The organism is Bradyrhizobium sp. 6(2017) (assembly GCF_011058295.2).
GTDB classification, from domain to species: Bacteria; Pseudomonadota; Alphaproteobacteria; order Rhizobiales; family Xanthobacteraceae; genus Bradyrhizobium; species Bradyrhizobium septentrionale.
In genome coordinates this window covers 3,530,407-3,547,549 of the sequence record NZ_CP049289.2, presented here as the reverse complement: position 1 = coordinate 3,547,549, position 17,143 = coordinate 3,530,407, and the positions used below count along the sequence as shown (strand labels likewise).

15 protein-coding genes are annotated in these 17,143 nt (G+C 64.5%); 9 read left to right on the top strand and 6 right to left on the bottom strand.

What is annotated here, in order from left to right; all coding sequences use genetic code 11:
• The first annotated feature begins 81 nt into the window (after nucleotides 1–81).
• From G6P99_RS16500 to G6P99_RS16470, 7 genes are all read left to right on the top strand, one after another.
• Complete coding sequence (locus tag G6P99_RS16500) at nucleotides 82–1,956, top strand: methylmalonyl-CoA mutase family protein (protein ID WP_029082077.1); 1,875 nt, start codon at nucleotides 82–84, stop codon at nucleotides 1,954–1,956.
• Entirely contained in the window at nucleotides 1,953–2,423 is a 471-nt protein-coding gene (locus tag G6P99_RS16495; RefSeq protein WP_029082078.1) for a GFA family protein, read from the top strand. The genes G6P99_RS16500 and G6P99_RS16495 overlap by 4 nt, the downstream gene beginning before the upstream one ends.
• Nucleotides 2,424–2,468: 45 nt before the next feature.
• Nucleotides 2,469–2,663 (top strand): hypothetical protein, encoded by a 195-nt coding sequence (locus G6P99_RS16490; protein WP_029082079.1) that lies wholly within the window; start codon nucleotides 2,469–2,471, stop codon nucleotides 2,661–2,663.
• A gap of 2 nt (nucleotides 2,664–2,665) precedes the next feature.
• Complete coding sequence (gene scpA / locus G6P99_RS16485) at nucleotides 2,666–4,825, top strand: methylmalonyl-CoA mutase (protein ID WP_029082080.1); 2,160 nt, start codon at nucleotides 2,666–2,668, stop codon at nucleotides 4,823–4,825.
• Nucleotides 4,826–5,012: 187 nt separating this feature from the next.
• The gene (locus G6P99_RS16480; RefSeq protein ID WP_165128741.1) at nucleotides 5,013–5,813 is read left to right on the top strand and encodes an RsiV family protein; all 801 of its coding nucleotides are present in this window, start codon (nucleotides 5,013–5,015) and stop codon (nucleotides 5,811–5,813) included.
• Nucleotides 5,814–5,889: 76 nt separating this feature from the next.
• Nucleotides 5,890–6,882: a methylmalonyl Co-A mutase-associated GTPase MeaB gene (meaB, locus tag G6P99_RS16475; protein ID WP_029082082.1), complete on the top strand. Its 993-nt coding sequence runs from the start codon at nucleotides 5,890–5,892 to the stop codon at nucleotides 6,880–6,882.
• Nucleotides 6,879–7,526, top strand: a complete 648-nt coding sequence (locus G6P99_RS16470; RefSeq protein ID WP_029082083.1) for a pyroglutamyl-peptidase I — start codon at nucleotides 6,879–6,881, stop codon at nucleotides 7,524–7,526. Before meaB ends, G6P99_RS16470 begins: the two co-directional genes overlap by 4 nt.
• Before the next feature lie 287 nt (nucleotides 7,527–7,813).
• Here G6P99_RS16470 and G6P99_RS16465 read toward each other — a convergent pair whose 3' ends face one another.
• On the bottom strand, nucleotides 7,814–9,241 hold the full coding sequence (locus tag G6P99_RS16465; RefSeq protein WP_035977196.1) for a DUF1254 domain-containing protein: 1,428 nt from the start codon (nucleotides 9,239–9,241) through the stop codon (nucleotides 7,814–7,816).
• A gap of 61 nt (nucleotides 9,242–9,302) precedes the next feature.
• Between G6P99_RS16465 and G6P99_RS16460 the strand changes: the two genes are divergently transcribed.
• Nucleotides 9,303–9,515: a hypothetical protein gene (locus G6P99_RS16460; RefSeq protein ID WP_029082085.1), complete on the top strand. Its 213-nt coding sequence runs from the start codon at nucleotides 9,303–9,305 to the stop codon at nucleotides 9,513–9,515.
• A 133-nt stretch (nucleotides 9,516–9,648) separates the two neighbouring features.
• Here the strand turns inward: G6P99_RS16460 and G6P99_RS16455 are convergent, their stop codons facing one another.
• Both G6P99_RS16455 and G6P99_RS16450 read right to left on the bottom strand, forming a co-directional pair.
• Nucleotides 9,649–10,230 carry a TetR/AcrR family transcriptional regulator gene (locus tag G6P99_RS16455; protein WP_029082086.1) on the bottom strand — a complete coding sequence of 194 codons (582 nt, stop codon included), beginning with the start codon at nucleotides 10,228–10,230 and terminating at the stop codon, nucleotides 9,649–9,651.
• A gap of 113 nt (nucleotides 10,231–10,343) precedes the next feature.
• Nucleotides 10,344–11,795 carry an amidase family protein gene (locus tag G6P99_RS16450; RefSeq protein ID WP_029082087.1) on the bottom strand — a complete coding sequence of 484 codons (1,452 nt, stop codon included), beginning with the start codon at nucleotides 11,793–11,795 and terminating at the stop codon, nucleotides 10,344–10,346.
• Between the two features lie 1,118 nt (nucleotides 11,796–12,913).
• Between G6P99_RS16450 and G6P99_RS16445 the strand changes: the two genes are divergently transcribed.
• Nucleotides 12,914–14,284: a TIGR03808 family TAT-translocated repetitive protein gene (locus G6P99_RS16445; protein ID WP_165128739.1), complete on the top strand. Its 1,371-nt coding sequence runs from the start codon at nucleotides 12,914–12,916 to the stop codon at nucleotides 14,282–14,284.
• A 31-nt stretch (nucleotides 14,285–14,315) separates the two neighbouring features.
• On the opposite strand, the gene G6P99_RS16440 is transcribed toward G6P99_RS16445, so the two are convergent.
• The 3 genes from G6P99_RS16440 to G6P99_RS16430 form a co-directional block, all read right to left on the bottom strand.
• Nucleotides 14,316–14,828, bottom strand: coding sequence for a TIGR03809 family protein (locus G6P99_RS16440; protein WP_029082089.1), 513 nt, complete (start codon nucleotides 14,826–14,828; stop codon nucleotides 14,316–14,318).
• A 777-nt stretch (nucleotides 14,829–15,605) separates the two neighbouring features.
• Nucleotides 15,606–16,343 (bottom strand): hypothetical protein, encoded by a 738-nt coding sequence (locus G6P99_RS16435; RefSeq protein ID WP_029082090.1) that lies wholly within the window; start codon nucleotides 16,341–16,343, stop codon nucleotides 15,606–15,608.
• Nucleotides 16,340–16,909, bottom strand: coding sequence for a sigma-70 family RNA polymerase sigma factor (locus G6P99_RS16430; RefSeq protein ID WP_029082091.1), 570 nt, complete (start codon nucleotides 16,907–16,909; stop codon nucleotides 16,340–16,342). The genes G6P99_RS16435 and G6P99_RS16430 overlap by 4 nt, the downstream gene beginning before the upstream one ends.
• Nucleotides 16,910–17,143 lie beyond the last annotated feature (234 nt).

Here is a 17,143-nt window from a genome sequence, read left to right as displayed (position 1 = left end):
GGCTTGGCCGCCCGCCCGTGGCAATTTCCGGCCAAATCAAGGGACCCCCTCGCGGGGGCCGGTGAAGGATATTCTGGGCGGATGACGACCTCGACTGACGACTTGCCTCTGGCTTCGGATTTTGCATCGGCGACCTACGACGACTGGCGCAAGCTGGTCGACGGCGTGCTGAAGGGCGCCCCGTTCGAGAAGCTGGTCGGCAAGACCTATGATGGCCTCAAGATCGATCCGATCTACCGCCGCGCCACCAACACGGGCCCACTTCCCGGCCGCGCCGCTGCGGCCCCCTGGCAGATCCTGCAACGGGTCGACCATCCCGATGCCGCGCAGGCCAATGCGCAGGCGCTGGAGGATCTCGAGAACGGGGCGACCGGTCTCGAATTCGAGTTCGCCGGCGGTCCCGGCACGCGTGGCTTCGGTCTTGCCGATGCCAGCAAGAAGACGCTGGCGCGGGCCTGCGGCGGCATCCATCTCGATGCCGGCATCATGATCGCGCTCAACCCGGTGCTCGGACGCGAGAACGCCGGCGAGACCTTTGCCGACATGGTCGAGGCCCGCAAGCTCGATCCAGCCAAGCTCGACCTTCATTTCAATTACCAGGCGCTCAGCACGGCGGCCGTACGCGGTGCGGCGGCCGCAGCCTGGGCCGACTACGCAAAGCCGTTCGGCCAGGTGGTCAACGGGCTGATCAAGCGCGGCTTCAAGGGGCCGTTCGTGCTGGCCGATGGCCGGCCGGTGCATGATGCCGGCGGCTCGGAGGTACAGGAACTGGCCTTCACGCTCGCGCTGGGGCTGGCCTATCTGCGCATGCTGGAAGCCGCCGGGATCGACCTCGATGCGGCGCGCGCAGGCGTCTCGTTCCGGCTCAGCGCCGACGCCGACCAGTTCCTGACCATGGCGAAATTCCGCGCGCTGCGTCGCCTTTGGGCGGGGATCGAAGAGGCCTGCGGTCTTGCGCCGAAGCCGATCTTCGTCAACGCGCAGACCGCCTGGCGGATGCTGACCCAGCGCGACCCCAATGTGAACCTGCTGCGCGCCACCATGGCAACGTTTGCCGCGGGGCTCGGCGGCGCCAACGCGATCACCGTGCTGCCGCATACGCTGGCGCTCGGCCTGCCGGATGATTTCGCCCGGCGCGTGGCGCGCAACACCCAGCTCGTGCTGCTCGAGGAATCCAACCTTGCAAAAGTCTCCGACCCCGCGGCGGGTTCAGGCAGCATCGATACGCTGACCGCGCAGCTTTGCGAGGCGGCGTGGACGCTGTTCCAGGAGCTCGAAAAGGCCGGCGGCGTCTTCCCGGCACTCCAGCAGGGGCTGCTGCAAAAGAAAGTCGCGGCGACGCGGGCGCAGCGCGAAGCCAATGTGGCGAAGCGCCGCGACGTGCTGACCGGCGCCAGCGAATTCCCGAACCTGCACGAGGCCGACATCGCGGTGCTGGACGTGAAGCCGTCCGCGCCGGTGTCGTCAGCCGATGCCAAGGTCAAATTCGACGCCCTCGCGCCGATGCGGCTCGCCGAACCGTTCGAGGCGCTGCGCGACAAGTCCGACGCCGCATTGAAGGCGCGCGGCGCGCGGCCAAAGGTCTTTCTCGGCAATCTCGGGACAGCAGCTGATTTCACCGCGCGCGCGACGTTCGCAAAAAGCTTCTTCGAGACTGGCGGGATCGAGGCCATCGACAGCGAGGGCTTTGCCGATGCGGCGGCGCTTGCCGCGGCCTTCAAGGCCTCGGGCGCCGCGATAGCGTGCATCTGTTCCTCGGACAAGGTCTATGCCACGAGCGCCGCTGACGCCGCCAAGGCCCTTCACGGCGCCGGAGCAAGGCTTATCTATCTGGCAGGGCGGCCCGGCGACCAGGAAGCGGCGCTGCGAGCGGCCGGCATAGGCGAGTTCGTGTTCGCCGGCGGTGATGCGCTGGCGACATTGCGCGACGCCTATCGGCGGATGGAGCAGGCATGACTGCAGAAGCACCATCGACCCACGTTCTGACCGGCGGTTGCCAGTGCGGCGCCGTCCGCTTTGCGGTCACGGGCGTCCCGGCCAAGATCAGCATCTGTCACTGCCGGATGTGCCAAAAGGCCTCCGGCGCGCCGTTCGCCTCCTTCGCCGATATCGAGCGTGAGAACTTCACCTGGACCCGCGGCAAGCCGGCGGCGTTCAAATCCTCCTCGATCGCCGAGCGCGACTTCTGCGCCGCCTGCGGCACGCCGCTCAGCTTCCGCCGGATCGACGGTCCCCGCATCGAGATCATGACCGGCACCTTCGACCGGCCCGACCGGGTGATCCCGACGCAGCAATTCGGAACCGAGTCCCGGCACGGCTGGGTGGTCGGTATCGCCAATCTGCCCAGCCAGACCACGATGCAGAACTATGGACCGGAGAAGATGGCGACCATCACCAGCCATCAGCATCCGGACCATGATTGAGGTTTCGCGGCACGTGACCGGCTCCGACCGTGCTAGAATTGGACCATGTGGTATTTCCTGACGACTGCGCTCTTTTCACCGGATCTTGCGATCTTGCTCGCAGTCCGGGCGTTCGAAAATGCGTCGCATGATCCAGAAAATGCTCCGATCGAGCCGCGCAAGACCGGGTTCGAAGATCCCGTCTACAAGAAGAATCTACAGCGATTGATCGAACGAAATCGCCAGTTTGAGGAAGCCTAGGAATGACCCGCATTCCCAATTTCGCCGATGTCGCCTTCCAGCCCGTTGCCCCGGCAATGCCGGCCGCGAGCGCTGAGCCGTGGCTGACGCCCGAGGGCATTCCGGTGAAATCGGCCTACAGCGAGGCCGATCTCGAAGGCATCGACTTCCTCGAGACCTGGCCGGGGATTGCGCCCTATCTGCGCGGCCCCTACCCGACCATGTATGTCAACCAGCCCTGGACTATCCGGCAATATGCCGGCTTCTCCACGGCGGAAGATTCCAACGCGTTCTACCGCCGCAACCTCGCGGCGGGACAGAAGGGCCTGTCGGTCGCGTTCGATCTCGCCACCCACCGCGGCTATGACTCGGATCATCCGCGCGTCTCCGGCGATGTCGGCATGGCTGGGGTCGCGATCGATTCCATCTACGACATGCGCACGCTGTTCGCCGGCATCCCGCTCGACCAGATGAGCGTGTCGATGACCATGAACGGCGCGGTGCTGCCGATCCTCGCGCTGTTCGTTGCGGCTGCCGAGGAACAGGGCGTGCCGCCGGAAAAGCTGTCGGGCACCATTCAGAACGACATTCTGAAAGAGTTCATGGTGCGCAACACCTATATCTATCCGCCGGCGCCTTCGATGCGGATCATCTCGGACATCTTCGCCTACACCTCGCAGCGGATGCCGAAATACAATTCCATTTCGATCTCCGGCTACCACATGCAGGAGGCCGGCGCGACGCAGGACCTCGAGCTCGCCTATACGCTGGCCGACGGCGTCGAATATCTGCGCGCCGGGCTTGCCGCGGGCCTCGACGTCGACCGCTTCGCGCCGCGGCTGTCGTTCTTCTGGGCGATCGGCATGAACTTCTTCATGGAAGTCGCCAAGATGCGCGCGGCGCGGCTGCTGTGGGCCAAGCTGCTCAAGCAGTTCAATCCGAAGGATCCGCGCTCGCTCTCGCTGCGCACGCATTGCCAGACCTCGGGCTGGTCGCTGACCGCGCAGGACGTCTTCAACAATGTGATGCGCACCACGATCGAGGCGATGGCGGCGACCCAGGGCCACACCCAGTCGCTGCACACCAACGCGCTCGACGAGGCCTTGGCGCTACCGACCGATTTCTCGGCGCGCATCGCCCGCAACACGCAGCTGTTCCTGCAGCAGGAGAGCGGCACCAACCGCATCATCGATCCCTGGGGCGGCTCCTATTATGTCGAGCGACTGACCCGCGATCTCGCGCAGAAGGCCTGGGGTCACATCCAGGAGGTTGAAGAACTCGGCGGCATGGCCAAGGCGATCGAGGCCGGCGTGCCGAAGCTCAGGATCGAGGAAGCCTCAGCCAAGACCCAGGCGCGGATCGATGCCGGCCGCCAGGCGGTGATCGGCGTCAACAAGTTCAAGCCGGAGAACGAGAAGCCGATCGACGTCCTGAAGGTGCAGAACTCCACCGTGCGGCGTTTGCAAATCGACAAGCTCGGCCGGCTCAAGAAGGAGCGCAACCAGACAGACGTCGACGCGGCGCTCGCCGCGCTCACCCGCTCGGCCGGCGAAGGCAACGGCAATCTGCTGGCGCTCGCGATCGACGCCGCGCGCGCGAAGGCCACGGTCGGCGAAATTTCGGACGCGATGGAAAAGGTGTTCGGGCGCCACCGCGCCGAGATCAAGTCCATCACCGGCGTCTACAAGCGAGAGGCAGCGGCGATGTCCAACAAGGTCGAAAAGGTGCAGGAGCTGATCGACGCCTTCGAGGAAGCCGAGGGCCGCCGGCCGCGCATCCTGGTGGCAAAAATCGGCCAGGACGGCCATGACCGCGGCCAGAAGGTGATCGCATCCGCCTTCGCCGATGTCGGCTTCGACGTCGATATCGGGCCGCTGTTCGCAACCGCCGACGAGGCTGCGCGGCAAGCGGTCGAGAACGACGTCCATATCCTCGGCGTCTCCTCGCTGGCCGCGGCGCATCTCACCGCGGTGCCGGAATTGAAGGCCGCGCTGAAGAAGCACGGCCGCGAGGACATCATGATCATCATCGGCGGCGTGGTGCCGCCGCAGGACTACGACGCGCTCTATGCCGCGGGGGCCGAGGCGATCTTCCCGCCGGGCACGGTGATCTCGGATGCCGCCGAGGAGCTGATCCGCAAGCTCAACGCCCGGCTCGGCCACAGCGAGGCGGCAGCGGAGTAACGCTGCCGCGTCCCCGTCCACAAGACTCGTCATGCCCGGGCTTGTCCCGGGCATCCACGTCTTTGGTTCTAACGGAAGAAAGACGTGGATGGCCGGGCCAAGCCCGGCCATGACGATGGCGAATTGGTGGCTCCAGAACCCCACCAGCGCTATTACGCGATTGCCTGTCCTCCGAACGGAGTTCTCAATGCGTGCCGCGCGGCTCGTGACGCCCGTTTACTTGCTTTGTCTTGCCGGCCTGCTGGCCTGCCTCTGCCTTCCCGCGCGCGCCGCCGATCCCAAGCCGGACGCCACGATCAAGACCGCGAGCATCGAGGCCACCGTCTATCTCGACGACAAGATCAAGGCAGATAGCGCGCTGGCGGCCGATTGCCTCGCCGAAGGCAGGAAATGGATCGACAAGAACGCCGCCGAGGCCGCGGCGGCGCGCAAGGATGAGCCTGACCTCTTCAAGGACCGCGGCGGCTATTCATTCGAACGCAAATATTCCGTGCGCTCCGTCGTTGACGACCGCTATGTGAGCGTGCTGCGCGACGATTACATGGACACGCTCGGCGCGCACCCGAACACCGACGTCAACACCATCCTGTGGGACGCGAGCGCGAAGAAGCGCATCAGCATCCGCCCCTTCTTCACCGAGACCGCTGACAACGGCCCGACCCTGACGGCGATGCGCAGGGCCATCGTCAGCGCGTTGAACGCCGAGAAGAAGCGGCGCGGCGCCGGCGAAACGGCCACCGCCGAGTGGTACAAGGAGCTGAAGCCGACCCTGCTCAAGATCGGCGCCGTGACGCTGGCGCCGTCGACCGTGTCAGGCAAGAGCTCCGGCCTCACCTTCCACTACCCGCCCTATGCCGTCGGCCCCTATGCCGAAGGCCAGTATGTCGTCTTCGTGCCGTGGGAGACGCTGAAGCCGTATCTGACGCCGGAAGGCGCCAGGATTTTTGGCAGTGCACGGCCCAAGGGCGACGCGGACGACCAGCAATAGACGTCATCAACAAGCCTCGCTGGCGCCACTCCGCGTCCCCCTCGCCTGCAATCGCCGGCCGTTGTAAACCAGTGCCATGACCGCGTCGAAGCCTGCCTCTCCCGATATCCGTACCCTCGCCAAAGACCTTCGCGCCGGCCATCGCGCCGCGCTGGCGCGGGCGATCACGCTGGTTGAGAGCCGGCGCGGTGATCACCAGGCGGCGGCGCGCGAGCTGGTGCAGACGCTGCTGCCGGACACCGGCAAGGCGGTGCGGGTCGGCATCACCGGCTCGCCCGGCGTCGGCAAGTCGACCACCATCGATGCGCTCGGCATGTTTCTGATCGAGCGCGGCCACAAGGTCGCGGTGCTGGCGGTCGACCCCTCCTCGGCGCGCACCGGCGGCTCGATCCTCGGCGACAAGACCCGGATGGCGCGGCTCGCCGTCTCCGACCAGGCCTTCATCCGTCCCTCGCCGTCTTCGGGCACGCTCGGCGGCGTCGCGGCGAAAACCCGTGAGGCGATGCTGTTGTGCGAAGCCGCCGGCTTCGACGTGGTGCTGGTCGAGACCGTCGGCATCGGCCAGTCCGAGACCGCGGTCTGCGATATGACCGATTTCTTCCTGGCGCTGATGCTGCCGGGTGCCGGCGACGAGCTGCAGGGCATCAAGAAGGGCCTGGTCGAGCTCGCCGACATGATCGCGATCAACAAGGCCGACGGCGACAACCTCAAGCGCGCCAACCTCGCCGCCGCCGACTATCGCAGCGCGCTGCACATCCTGGCGCCGCGCTCCGAACACTGGCATCCGCCGGTCGAGACCTATTCCGCGCTGACCGGCGCCGGGCTCGACCGGCTCTGGCAGAAGATCCTCGACCACCGCAGCGCGATGAATGCCTCCGGCGAATTCGAGACCCGCCGCCGCGAGCAGCAGGTGAAGTGGATGTGGTCGATGCTGGAGGGCCGGATGATGGCGCGGCTGCGCGCCGATGCCGCGATCCGCGCCAGGGTGAAGAAGATGGAGGCCGAGGTCGCCGCCGGCCGCATCTCGCCCGCGGTCGCCGCCGGACAGATCGCGGAGATGCTGCATTGAGCGAGAAGCTGCGCATCCTCCTCACCGGCTTCGGGCCGTTCCCGGGTGCGCCGTTCAACCCGACCATGCCGCTGGTCAGGCGGCTGACCACGCTGCGCCGCCCGGCGTTCGACGATGTCGCGCTGACCAGCCACATCTTCGACGTCACCTATGCTGCCGTCGATCGCGAATTGCCGGAGCTGATCGCAACGCATCGCCCGCAGGCGCTCCTGATGTTCGGCCTCGCCGGCCGCACCGAATATTTGCGGATCGAAAGCCGCGCCCGCAACGCGGTGACGACCAGATTTCCCGATGCCGGCCGCCAGCATGCCCGCAAAGGATCGATCGAGGGCGGCGCCGATGCGCAAATGTTCGGGCCACACAGCGAAAAGCTGCTGCGCGCCGCACTGGCCACCGGCATCGACGCGCGGCTGTCGCGCGATGCCGGCAGCTATCTCTGCAACTATCTGAGCTGGCGCGCGATCGAGGCCGTGAACGGCAACAATGGCCTGCGGCTGGCGCAATTCGTCCATGTCCCGCCGCTCGCCCATGACGGAACGGCCACATCAGGCAAATCAGAGATCACGCTGGAACAGCTCGTCGATGCCGGCGAAGCTATGCTGCTGGAGCTGGTGAAACTGACCCGGCAGGCCGCGCGCGCGTGAGCGGTGCGGCGCGGTCGAGCAGCGTCGGCGAGACATCGGTCTCAAGCGCTCCCGCCGCCAGTTCAAACACCTGCGAAAGTTGTTCGACGGACGGCATGTCGGGAATCATTGGGGCCCCATGGTCATCTTCAGTGCATTGGGGCATTCCCTTCAGATTGACGCACGGTCGATGTGCATGCGGCGGCAGGCACGCCTGGGAGCGGCCGGAGCTGCGTGCCCTCGATATGCCATCGGTCGGGCTGGCGATATTGACCATGCCGCCACCCAACCGTGATCGTTGGCCGCCGTTACTGAGCGGCCAAGCCTGGAAGTGCCTGCGCCTGCGTGATCGGCGGCGGATTCCATTTTCCGGTGAGAGCTTCCGATCTCGGAGCATAAATGCGCATGGTCAGGTTGAACGCGCCTTTCGGCGCCGGGAGCCAGTTGGCTTCCTTATCCTTGCCGGGGCTTTCGTTTTGGAAGTACAGATCGAGCGACCCATCTGAGTTGTATCTAAATGGCATCCAACTGCTGACGGCGAATCGGTTGAGCGGGTTCGCCACCTGGAAACCATCGTTGTCGTAGAGGGTGATCGACCAGAAGGCGTTCGCCGGAGGCGTGTTGCCCTTCTCAAAGTGAAGCACGTATTTGTTTGAACCATCGAGCGGCTTGCCGGATTCATCGGCCAGATTGGCCGGGTAGACGGCATCTTCAGGGACGTTCGCGCCGAGGCCGAATTGCGCGATCAGGGCACGCTTCAAGTAGTAGTTGCCATACACACCCATGGTGTCGGTGTTCATCGACCAGCCGTTCACGACCCGGGCAAGGGTTGGCAACTTCCACGCGATGAGCTTCTGCGCATCCTCCGGAGCATTCGCCAAAGCGCTGCGAATGACAGGGTCCGCCTTATCCAGTTCAAAGCTCTTGCCGGGCTCGAGGCCGATCTTCTTCAACCGGGCGATGATAGGCTGATCGGTCATGTGAGGCGGGTTGACCTTGAGAAGCTCAGCGGCGTAAGCGAAGAACTTGTCTGCAGGCATGGTATCGACCTGAACCTTCGGGGAGGTTTTCATGTCGACGGCCGGATCGATCTTCACTTCCACAGGCTTTGCCGGCTTGCCCCAGTCCGACAGCGGGGTGATCTTGTAGCCAGCCTGAATCTTGTGAACCGCGTCATAGTCCGGCGGGCCGTCCGTTTTGGTTCGTCCAATGATCCACACGTAGGGCGTTGGTGCACTGATGCGCGTTACTCCCGAGGGAGGGCTTCCGCTCCAGCCAGGCGACGTGATGAGAAAGTTGGCCGCCTGAGTGCCGGTCGTTCGCCAACCGGGTGAAGCGAAGACGTCGGTCCACATGTCGAGCATCGGCAGCAGATAATACCGGCCGTTGGTATCGGGCACCGACACGATCAACGGCTCTGTCGTCAGGTCGAGAAAGGCGGTGGAGTAGAGCGTGTCGAAGTTCGGCCGAACCACGGCCTTGAAGTCAGCGGCCGGATAGGCTGTGAAGTTGTGAAACATGTTGGCTGGGCCGAAGCCCGGTATCTTGCCGGCTTCCACATTCGTGGCCACCTTCCGCGTAACGTCCATCGAAATCAGCGGATAAAAATAAAGATAAGCATCGACGCCGATCGCGTGCGCCTCTTGTTCGGTGATCGACGTTTGAGCGCCAACTGAGGATGGCGACACCGCTAACAACCCGCCAACGAAAAGCGCACCCGCAGCCAAGCGCATCATGCATGTCTCCCAAATGAGATTACCGACACCTAGAGCCAATTCCGCGCATCGTTTCCCGGCCTTGATCCAGATCAAAAAGGCACGAAATTTCCGGTTCGGAACCAGCAATGTCCCGCTCAAGCATGTGGTTTTGCGTAGCGGCATCGATGCACGGCCGGCGCGCGATGCCGGCGAAGCCATGCTGCTGGAGCTGGTGAAGCTGCCCCGGCAGGCCGCGCGCGCAAGCGACGCGGCTTGGAGTGTGTCTTCGCGAACCGGGACGCTGCGCGCCTGAGCGTCGTTGAAATCTACAATGCCTCAACAGCGGCGCACAAAACGGACCTCTCCGGAGGTCCGGTCGGGCCAGTCGCTGACCTCGGTGATCCCGCCCACAAAGATGTCCAAGCTGAGCCTCCGGCCTCCCTAATTCAGGAAGATGGAGCTCGTGCCAGGTGCAACGCAGCCTCAATGCCGCCTTCCAGGATCTGCTCCGCCTGGGCAGCGTCGGGCACGGCCCTAGCGAACTGGAGGGTGCCCATCATGAGGCCGAAGATGGCCATCGCGCGGCGGTCGTTCGCTACGGAATCGGCGTCAGGAAGCAGCGCGGCCAGCGTCGAAACGTAGCTTCGTAGGCCTTTCTCGTAGTCCCGCCGCGTGGCCCGGGGCTGACGGGCGATTTCCGGGAGCAACGCCGCCGAGGGGCACCCGCCTGCGGGGTCTTCGAGGTGAGCGCGGTTCAAGTAACTCCTGATCGCGCGCTCGAGGTCCAGCCCTGTCCGCTGATCTTCATCGAGGCGATGCTGCTGGTCGGCGAGCGCGCTCGCCAGCGCCTCGCGAACGAGCGCTTCCTTGGACTTGAAGTGCGGATAGAATGCCCCGTTGGTCAGGCCAGCCTCGCCCATTATTCCAGCGATCCCGGCTGCGGAGACGCCGTCTCGGCGGATGCACTTCGATGCTACATCGACTATGTGCCGTCGTGTCGCCGCCTTATGACCTTTCTCGAAACGCATCGTGCCTTCCCGTTGTCGTTAGGTCGCAGCCGCCCCAGCAGCCGCGTATAGGTCGCGATGAAGCCGCTGCACGACGGCATCAACTTCATCGTCGCTGAATCGGCCAAAGCCGACTAGGTGCCCAGGACGCTCTCGATCTGGCGTGCAAGGTCCAAAAGCGTCCGGTCACTCCCCAAGGGAGCGTCCAGTTCAAGGCCGATGGGGAGGCCGTCGCGCGACAGGCCAACCGGAAGGCTAATACCCGGCAGGCCCACGCTGCTCGCCACCACGGTGTGGTTCGCCAGGGCGAGGTGGCTAACCTGCCGCCCTGCGATTTGGAAGTTCGTCTGCTGTTCGATCAAAGGCGCCGTGCAAGGCGTGGTCGGTTGGAGCATGGCCTGTACCCCTCGGGCGACGAACGCCTCGTCGAGCCGGCGCTGGATTTCCGGGCGGCTCACCGCCAGCGCGGTCTGATAGGCCTCTGCAGAGATAGCTCCTGCACCTGCTGGCAGGACAACGTGTCTCCACGTGTCGCGAAGCTCGGGCTTAAGCCCCTCGATGATCGCCTCAAACGTGGTTGGGATATCGTGGCGGTGAAGGAACCCCGAGATTGCGCCCATCGTCTCATGGAAGAAGATGCTCCATGTCGCCGTCTGCGTAAGGGCGCCGAAGTCATCGCCAAGGTCCACCTCAATGACCTCGGCGCCCGCGTCCCGCAGTCGACGCACCACCTCGCGGAAGCGTGCTTCGACTTCCGGATCGACCAAGTCGAGAAATTGACGCGGCGCGTAGGCCAGCCGCCTCCGCCTCACGTCGTATCCGCGCCCGGATGGGTCCACGGCAATTTCACCGGTCACCACCTGATCCACAAGAGCGCAATCCTCAACGCTGCGGGCGAACACGCCCGTTGTGTCGAGGGTATGCGAGATCGGCGCAACGCCATTGCGCGGCCATCGCCCGGTCGTGGGTTTGAATCCCACCACGCCGCAGAGTGAAGCGGGCACCCGGATCGACCCGACGGAATCACCCCCTAAAGACGCGGGAACGATGCCGGCTGCTACGGACGCGGCGGATCCGCTCGATGAGCCACCTGACACGCGATCGATGGCGAGCGGATTCTTCACTTGACCAAAGCGGGCATTGTGCCCGGTCAGGCCGTAAGACATCTCGACGAGGTTGTTCTTGCCGAAGACCAGAGCGCCCGCCCCCTTGATGGCGCGGACAGCGTCCGCATCTTCCAGCGGCACGAAGTCAGCGAGACTGCCAAGACCCAGGCTGGTAGACAGCCCTTTCGTCAAATAGCTGTCCTTAACTCCGAGCGGCACGCCCAGGAGAGGGGCTGCCGCCCCGGTCGCGCGCGCTTTGTCCGCATTCCTCGCGGCTGCGAGCACGGCCGCCTCGTCGATATTGATGAAGGCATTGAGCTCCGCGAGCGCTCCGGCGCGCTGCAGAAGCGCCGTGGTGTAGGTCTCCGACGTGATGTCGCCGTTACGAACTGCGGCTGCGGCGGCTGCGAGCCCAAGCGAAGTAAGCTCCGCGGTTTCTCGCGATGCGGCGTGACGTGAGGTGCCGATCGTGTCGTCCATGAAATCCTCGCAAAAGAGCTGAGACGCGGCATCGCACTGCCGCGAACGGCAGGTGCAGCTCGATTGAATTACGATCATAATATAACATTACGGTCGTAATTCAACAGACATTGCTGCAGCGTGTGGCGTCGCCGGACACATAAGCGTGAGCCGCCGGTGATGCAGGTTGATCGAGCATTGCGGCTCTGAGTACACGCCCTTGATCTACTTCCGATTATCAGAAATAATCTTGACGCGCACCCCAACTCACGGCTATGAATCCCCGTCCCGCCCGGCATGAGGGGCGTATCGCGATCGTCACGAACGTGCGGCGGGATGCGGTGGACGCTGTGCGTGATACTGACGAGAGCACGTGAAGCGGACGGTGAAGTCGTGTGGTCCTGACGCCCTAGCGGCCGGTGTCCCCCGCGAGATGCGAAGCATCTTCGCGGCGGCGGTGACAAACAAGCCCAGTCTCGCCGGGAGAGCACGTATAAGCCGCACAACCATCGCGCAGGGAAAGCCGGAGTTCCCGGTTACACCTGTGGTCCTACCCCCGAGCTTTCTACCTTTTGCTCGGGGCCCATGGGTGCGATCGGCACCCGGCTTTCCCTGCGCCCTCTGTGAAGAGAGAGGGCGGAACGAAGAGCAAAGCTCGGGCAGATTATGTCGCGAGAACGTGGAACGATGATTCACGGGCCACGCCACACACTCGGTGTCGTCCTGGCGAAAGCCAGGACCCACTACCCCAAATCTCAATTGCTGCGCGACGCCGAGGCCACGATCCGGCTCATCACCCAATGCGGTGGTTATGGGTCCTGGCCTTCGCCAGGACGACGCGGGGAAGGAGCCGTGGGCTCTCATTCTCCCCGGTGTCAGGCCAGAGAAAGCGGACGATCCAGTACGCCGCGGCCGCGAGGCTCAACGACAGGCGTCTCTGGAATACTGGATCACCCGCCTGCGCGGGTGATGACGCCGTGAAATCGCTGTTTGACAATGTGAATCGGCTGCACCGGGGGTTAACCCTACCGGCAACAATCGCCCCGCTGCGTCGGCGTGTTCACCATGCGGCGCCGCATTTCGCGTTACCTAACAGGCGCGAACGCCACTGCTCGCGTCTTCTTGCGAGGGCATGCACCATGGACGTCAACCGCCGCCATCTGATCGGAGCAACTGCTGCCGGCGCAGCCGGTGCGCTTGCGATGTCGCCGGACGCTGCGCGCGCCGCGGCATCTACCGGCTCGCTCGGCCGCGACGTCACGCAATATGGCGTCCGCCCCGGCAGCCCCGACGACCAGACCCGCAATTTGCAACGCGCGATCGATGATGCGGCGCGCGCGCAGGTGCCGCTGGCTTTCCCGCCCGGCGTCTACCGCACCGGGCTGTTGCGGCTTGCGCCCGGCAGCCAGCTGATCGGCGTGCGCGGCGCCAGTCGCCTGGTGTTCAACGGCGGCGCCTCGCTGCTGGAAGGCGAAGGCGCCGGCGGCATCGTCCTGATGGGCCTCAGCTTCGACGGCGGCAACGTCCCGCTGCCGACACGGCGCGGCCTCGTGCATTGCCTGTCCGGCCGCGACATCCGCATCACCGATTGCCAGTTCATCGGCAGCGGCGGCAACGGCATCTGGTTCGAGCAGATGTCGGGCGACGTCAGCAACAACATCTTCACCGACATCGCGACCACCGCGCTGGTGTCGTTCGACGCGCTCGGCCTGATGGTCTCGCGCAACACCATCAAGGGCACCAACGACAACGGCATCGAGATCCTGCGCACCGCGATCGGCGATGACGGCTCGATCGTCGCCGACAACCGGATCGAAGACATCAAGGCCGGCCCCGGCGGCTCCGGACAGTACGGCAACGCCATCAACGCGTTCCGCGCCGGCAATGTGATCGTGCGCGGCAATCGCATCAAAAACTGCGACTTCTCGGCGGTGCGCGGCAACTCCGCCTCCAACATCCACATCACGGACAACAGCGTCAGCAATGTCCGCGAGGTCGCACTCTACTCGGAGTTCGCGTTCGAGGCCGCTGTCATCGCCAACAACACGGTCGACGGCGCCGCGATCGGTGTCTCCGTGTGCAATTTCAACGAGGGCGGCCGCATCGCGGTGGTCCAGGGCAACATCATCCGCAATCTGTTGCCGAAGCGCCCTGTCGGCACCGACCCGAACGACGGCGCCGGCATCGGCATCTATGTCGAGGCGGACAGCGCCGTCACCGGCAACGTGATCGAGAACGTGCCCACCTTCGGCATCGTCGCCGGCTGGGGCAAATATCTGCGCGACGTCGCGATTTCAGGCAATGTCGTCCGCAACGCCTTTGTCGGCATCGGCGTCTCGGTGGTGCCGGGCGCCGGCACCGCGCTGATCAACAATAACATGATCTCGGAAACCCCGCGCGGCGCGGTGGTCGGGCTCGACCACGCCCGCCCGGTTACCACCGACCTGTCAGTAGGTGGCGCCCAGCAATTTGCGCAGCTCGTGGTCGGCGCGAACGCGGTGCGGCGCTAGAGCGTTTCGAGCGAATTGGCCGACCGTTCGGCTACAGCGCGTTGCGCAGCAAGGGATAGCGCCGCTGGATGGTGTCGAGGTCGAGCACCGGCGGCCGCAGCACCGGCTGCGGCATCTCCAGCGGCGGTGCGTCAGCCATGGTGGGCGGCTCCTCCAGGACTTCCGTCGCCGTCTCCAGGGCGGCCGCCACCGCATTCATCGCGGCCTCCGCCAATGTCGCAGCCTCCGACCGGCGCTCCGGCGCGGGCGAGACGTAGGGCGCCGATGAGATGTAAGGCGGCGGCAATATCGACTTGCCGCGGCCGAGCCAGGACAGATCAATCGGCGAATTGTCGAGCGAGGCCTCGCGCGACAGCAATTCCCGCCAGATCTCGACCGCGGCCCGTGCTTCCCTGATGTTCTCGAGGAAGGCCCGCTCGCTGTGATAGCGGCGCCAGCGTCCGGTTTCGAATAGTTCGGTAAGGTGTTCCAGCCTTTGCTCGGCCAGGTTGCACCAGCGCGCAACGATCTCTTGGCCCCTGGCCACGTCGGTCCGATGTGTCATTCAACTTGCCCGTAGGGAAAGAAACGGACGCAGACGCAACCGAACCGAATCAACTGGACGCGACGCTGATATTCTGTGGAAAAGGTAAATAAAGTCTAACTAAATTCTTAATCGCGAACGGGCGATGAGAGAAGTCCGCTCGACTACGGAGTTTCTCGCGCGAACCCCCGTCAAGTCATCGACTTGCATCGTGGTGATGCAAAGCGCGTCCGGACGAATGATCCACAGCAATCCGTCGCATGCGGTCGCCCGCGGCAGACATCGCGTCGCGACCGCGCTGCGCGCCGTCGAATGATCGGCCGCGTTCGTCGAGCCCGTCATGCAGGGGTGCCCCAAAAGCAAAGACCCGTCCGGGGGGACAACCGGACGGGTCAAAGCCATATGGGCGCTTGGGGTGGATGGGCGCTCGCGCCTGATATAGCCGGGGAGGGATAAACCGCTCCCACACATATAAGTCGTGACAGGATGGCGGACGTTCAAATCCTCCGCGTTTTTTTTAACCTTTGGCGACGTGGTTCCATCGCACCATTGCAGGCCTTCGACGTCGAAAATCACTGTGATTTACAGCGGAATCATCGCTGCGATCGACGGCGCGGGTGCATGCAACGCGCGGCTCACGGAAGTGTTATTGCCGGCAGGCGTCTGCGAGGGCTGCGGCTGTTTGTCCACGGGTGCTGCAACGAAGCGCCCTGGTCCAGTCGTCGGCGGTGATGGCAACGTCCCGCCGGCGCGGCGGTCGTGGTGAGCTCAACCAGGCGCAGAGCGGCCCGACGCCGGCTACGGCGTTTCGACCGCGAGGTTGACGATCTTCTCTTTCTGCAAACGGGCAATCAGCGCGGCGACGCCGCTCTTGTCCATTGCACGGAATTGCAGGCGGAACATGCCGCCCTTACCGTCGACGATCGAGGCCTGGTAATTCTCGAGCAGCGTCGAGATGTCGGCGATCCTGGCATCGGGCGCAAAGCGCACCAAGAGCCGCGTCGGCGCCGCCAAGACGCCGGCGCCGAGGTCACGGGTGATCGGTGCCGCCGCACTGGGCGCACTCGGTGCCACCGCGCTGCGCTCGGCGACATCCAGCGACGCGGTCTGGATCGAGGCCGGCTGGTCGCGCATCAGCACCGCGCCGATCACGCCCGCCTGCAGCAACACCACGACCGCACCGAGGCTGGACGACCAGGCCAGCGTCCGCGGCGACAATTTTGCGAAGAACTCGGAGACCCCGGACGACATCCGCGCCCCCACCGACGGCTTGCGCTCCGGCTCGGCATCGATCGCGGCAAACAGCTTCTGCATGGCGCGCGCCGAGGGCGCACCGAGGCTCTCGTTGAGGCCGATGGTCTCGGCATATTCCTCGCGGATGACGGCATACTGCCGCGCCAGCTCCGGATCGGACGCCAGCGCGTCCTCGACGCGACGCGCATCGCGCGCGTTCAGCGTGCCGGCCGCGTGCCAGGGCAGCAGCATCTCGACATCATCGGGTTCTTGACCCAGCATCTTCTTGCTCGCAGCCATCATGGCCAACCTCGCTCGACACCGGCTGCCTTCAGCAACTCGGCAAGTTTCTTGCGCGCATAGAACAGGCGCGTCTTCACGGTATTCTCCGGAATCCCCACGATCTCAGCGACATCTTCCACGGATTTCTCGTGATAGTAGACAAGATCGACGATCTCCCGGTGTTCCGCCGATAGCCCCCTCAGGCATTTACGCAGCGTATCGCCGGTGTCCTTCTTCTGCACTACCGTTTCCGGATCGTCGGACGTGTCCTCGATCGCGTTCGCGGCCTCATCGTCCAGTTCGGCGTCTTTCCTCCGCCGTAGCGAAGACAAAGCCTTGAACCGGGTAATCGCCAACAGCCAGGTCGAAACGGCGGATCGTCCCTCGAATTTGCCCGCCTGACGCCACACGTCCAGAAAGACCTCGCTGATGAGGTCCTCCGCCACCTGTTCGTCCCGCACGAGCCGAAGCCCGAAGCGGTACACCCTGACATGATGCCGTCCGTACAGCACCTGCATGGCGAGCCGGTCGCCTTGAGCGATCCGAGCGATCAGAACCTCGTCTGAAGCCGCCTGTGTCGCGCTCAATGGCCGTCTCGCAAAGTTGGTCTGAGGGGGATGGTGCGTGGTTCGACGCGAGAGGCAAGATTCTTCACAATACGGCAATGTCCAGACCGCATGTGTGATCTATGACACAGTCGGCGATCACAATAAGGAAAAATCGCCCGAGACTCAGGAAGAGGTATCATAATACTTAGAACTCTCGCGGACGCCCACCGTCCGGCGCGACCATATCAAGGCTTTGCCCGCAAGCCAGCGCCC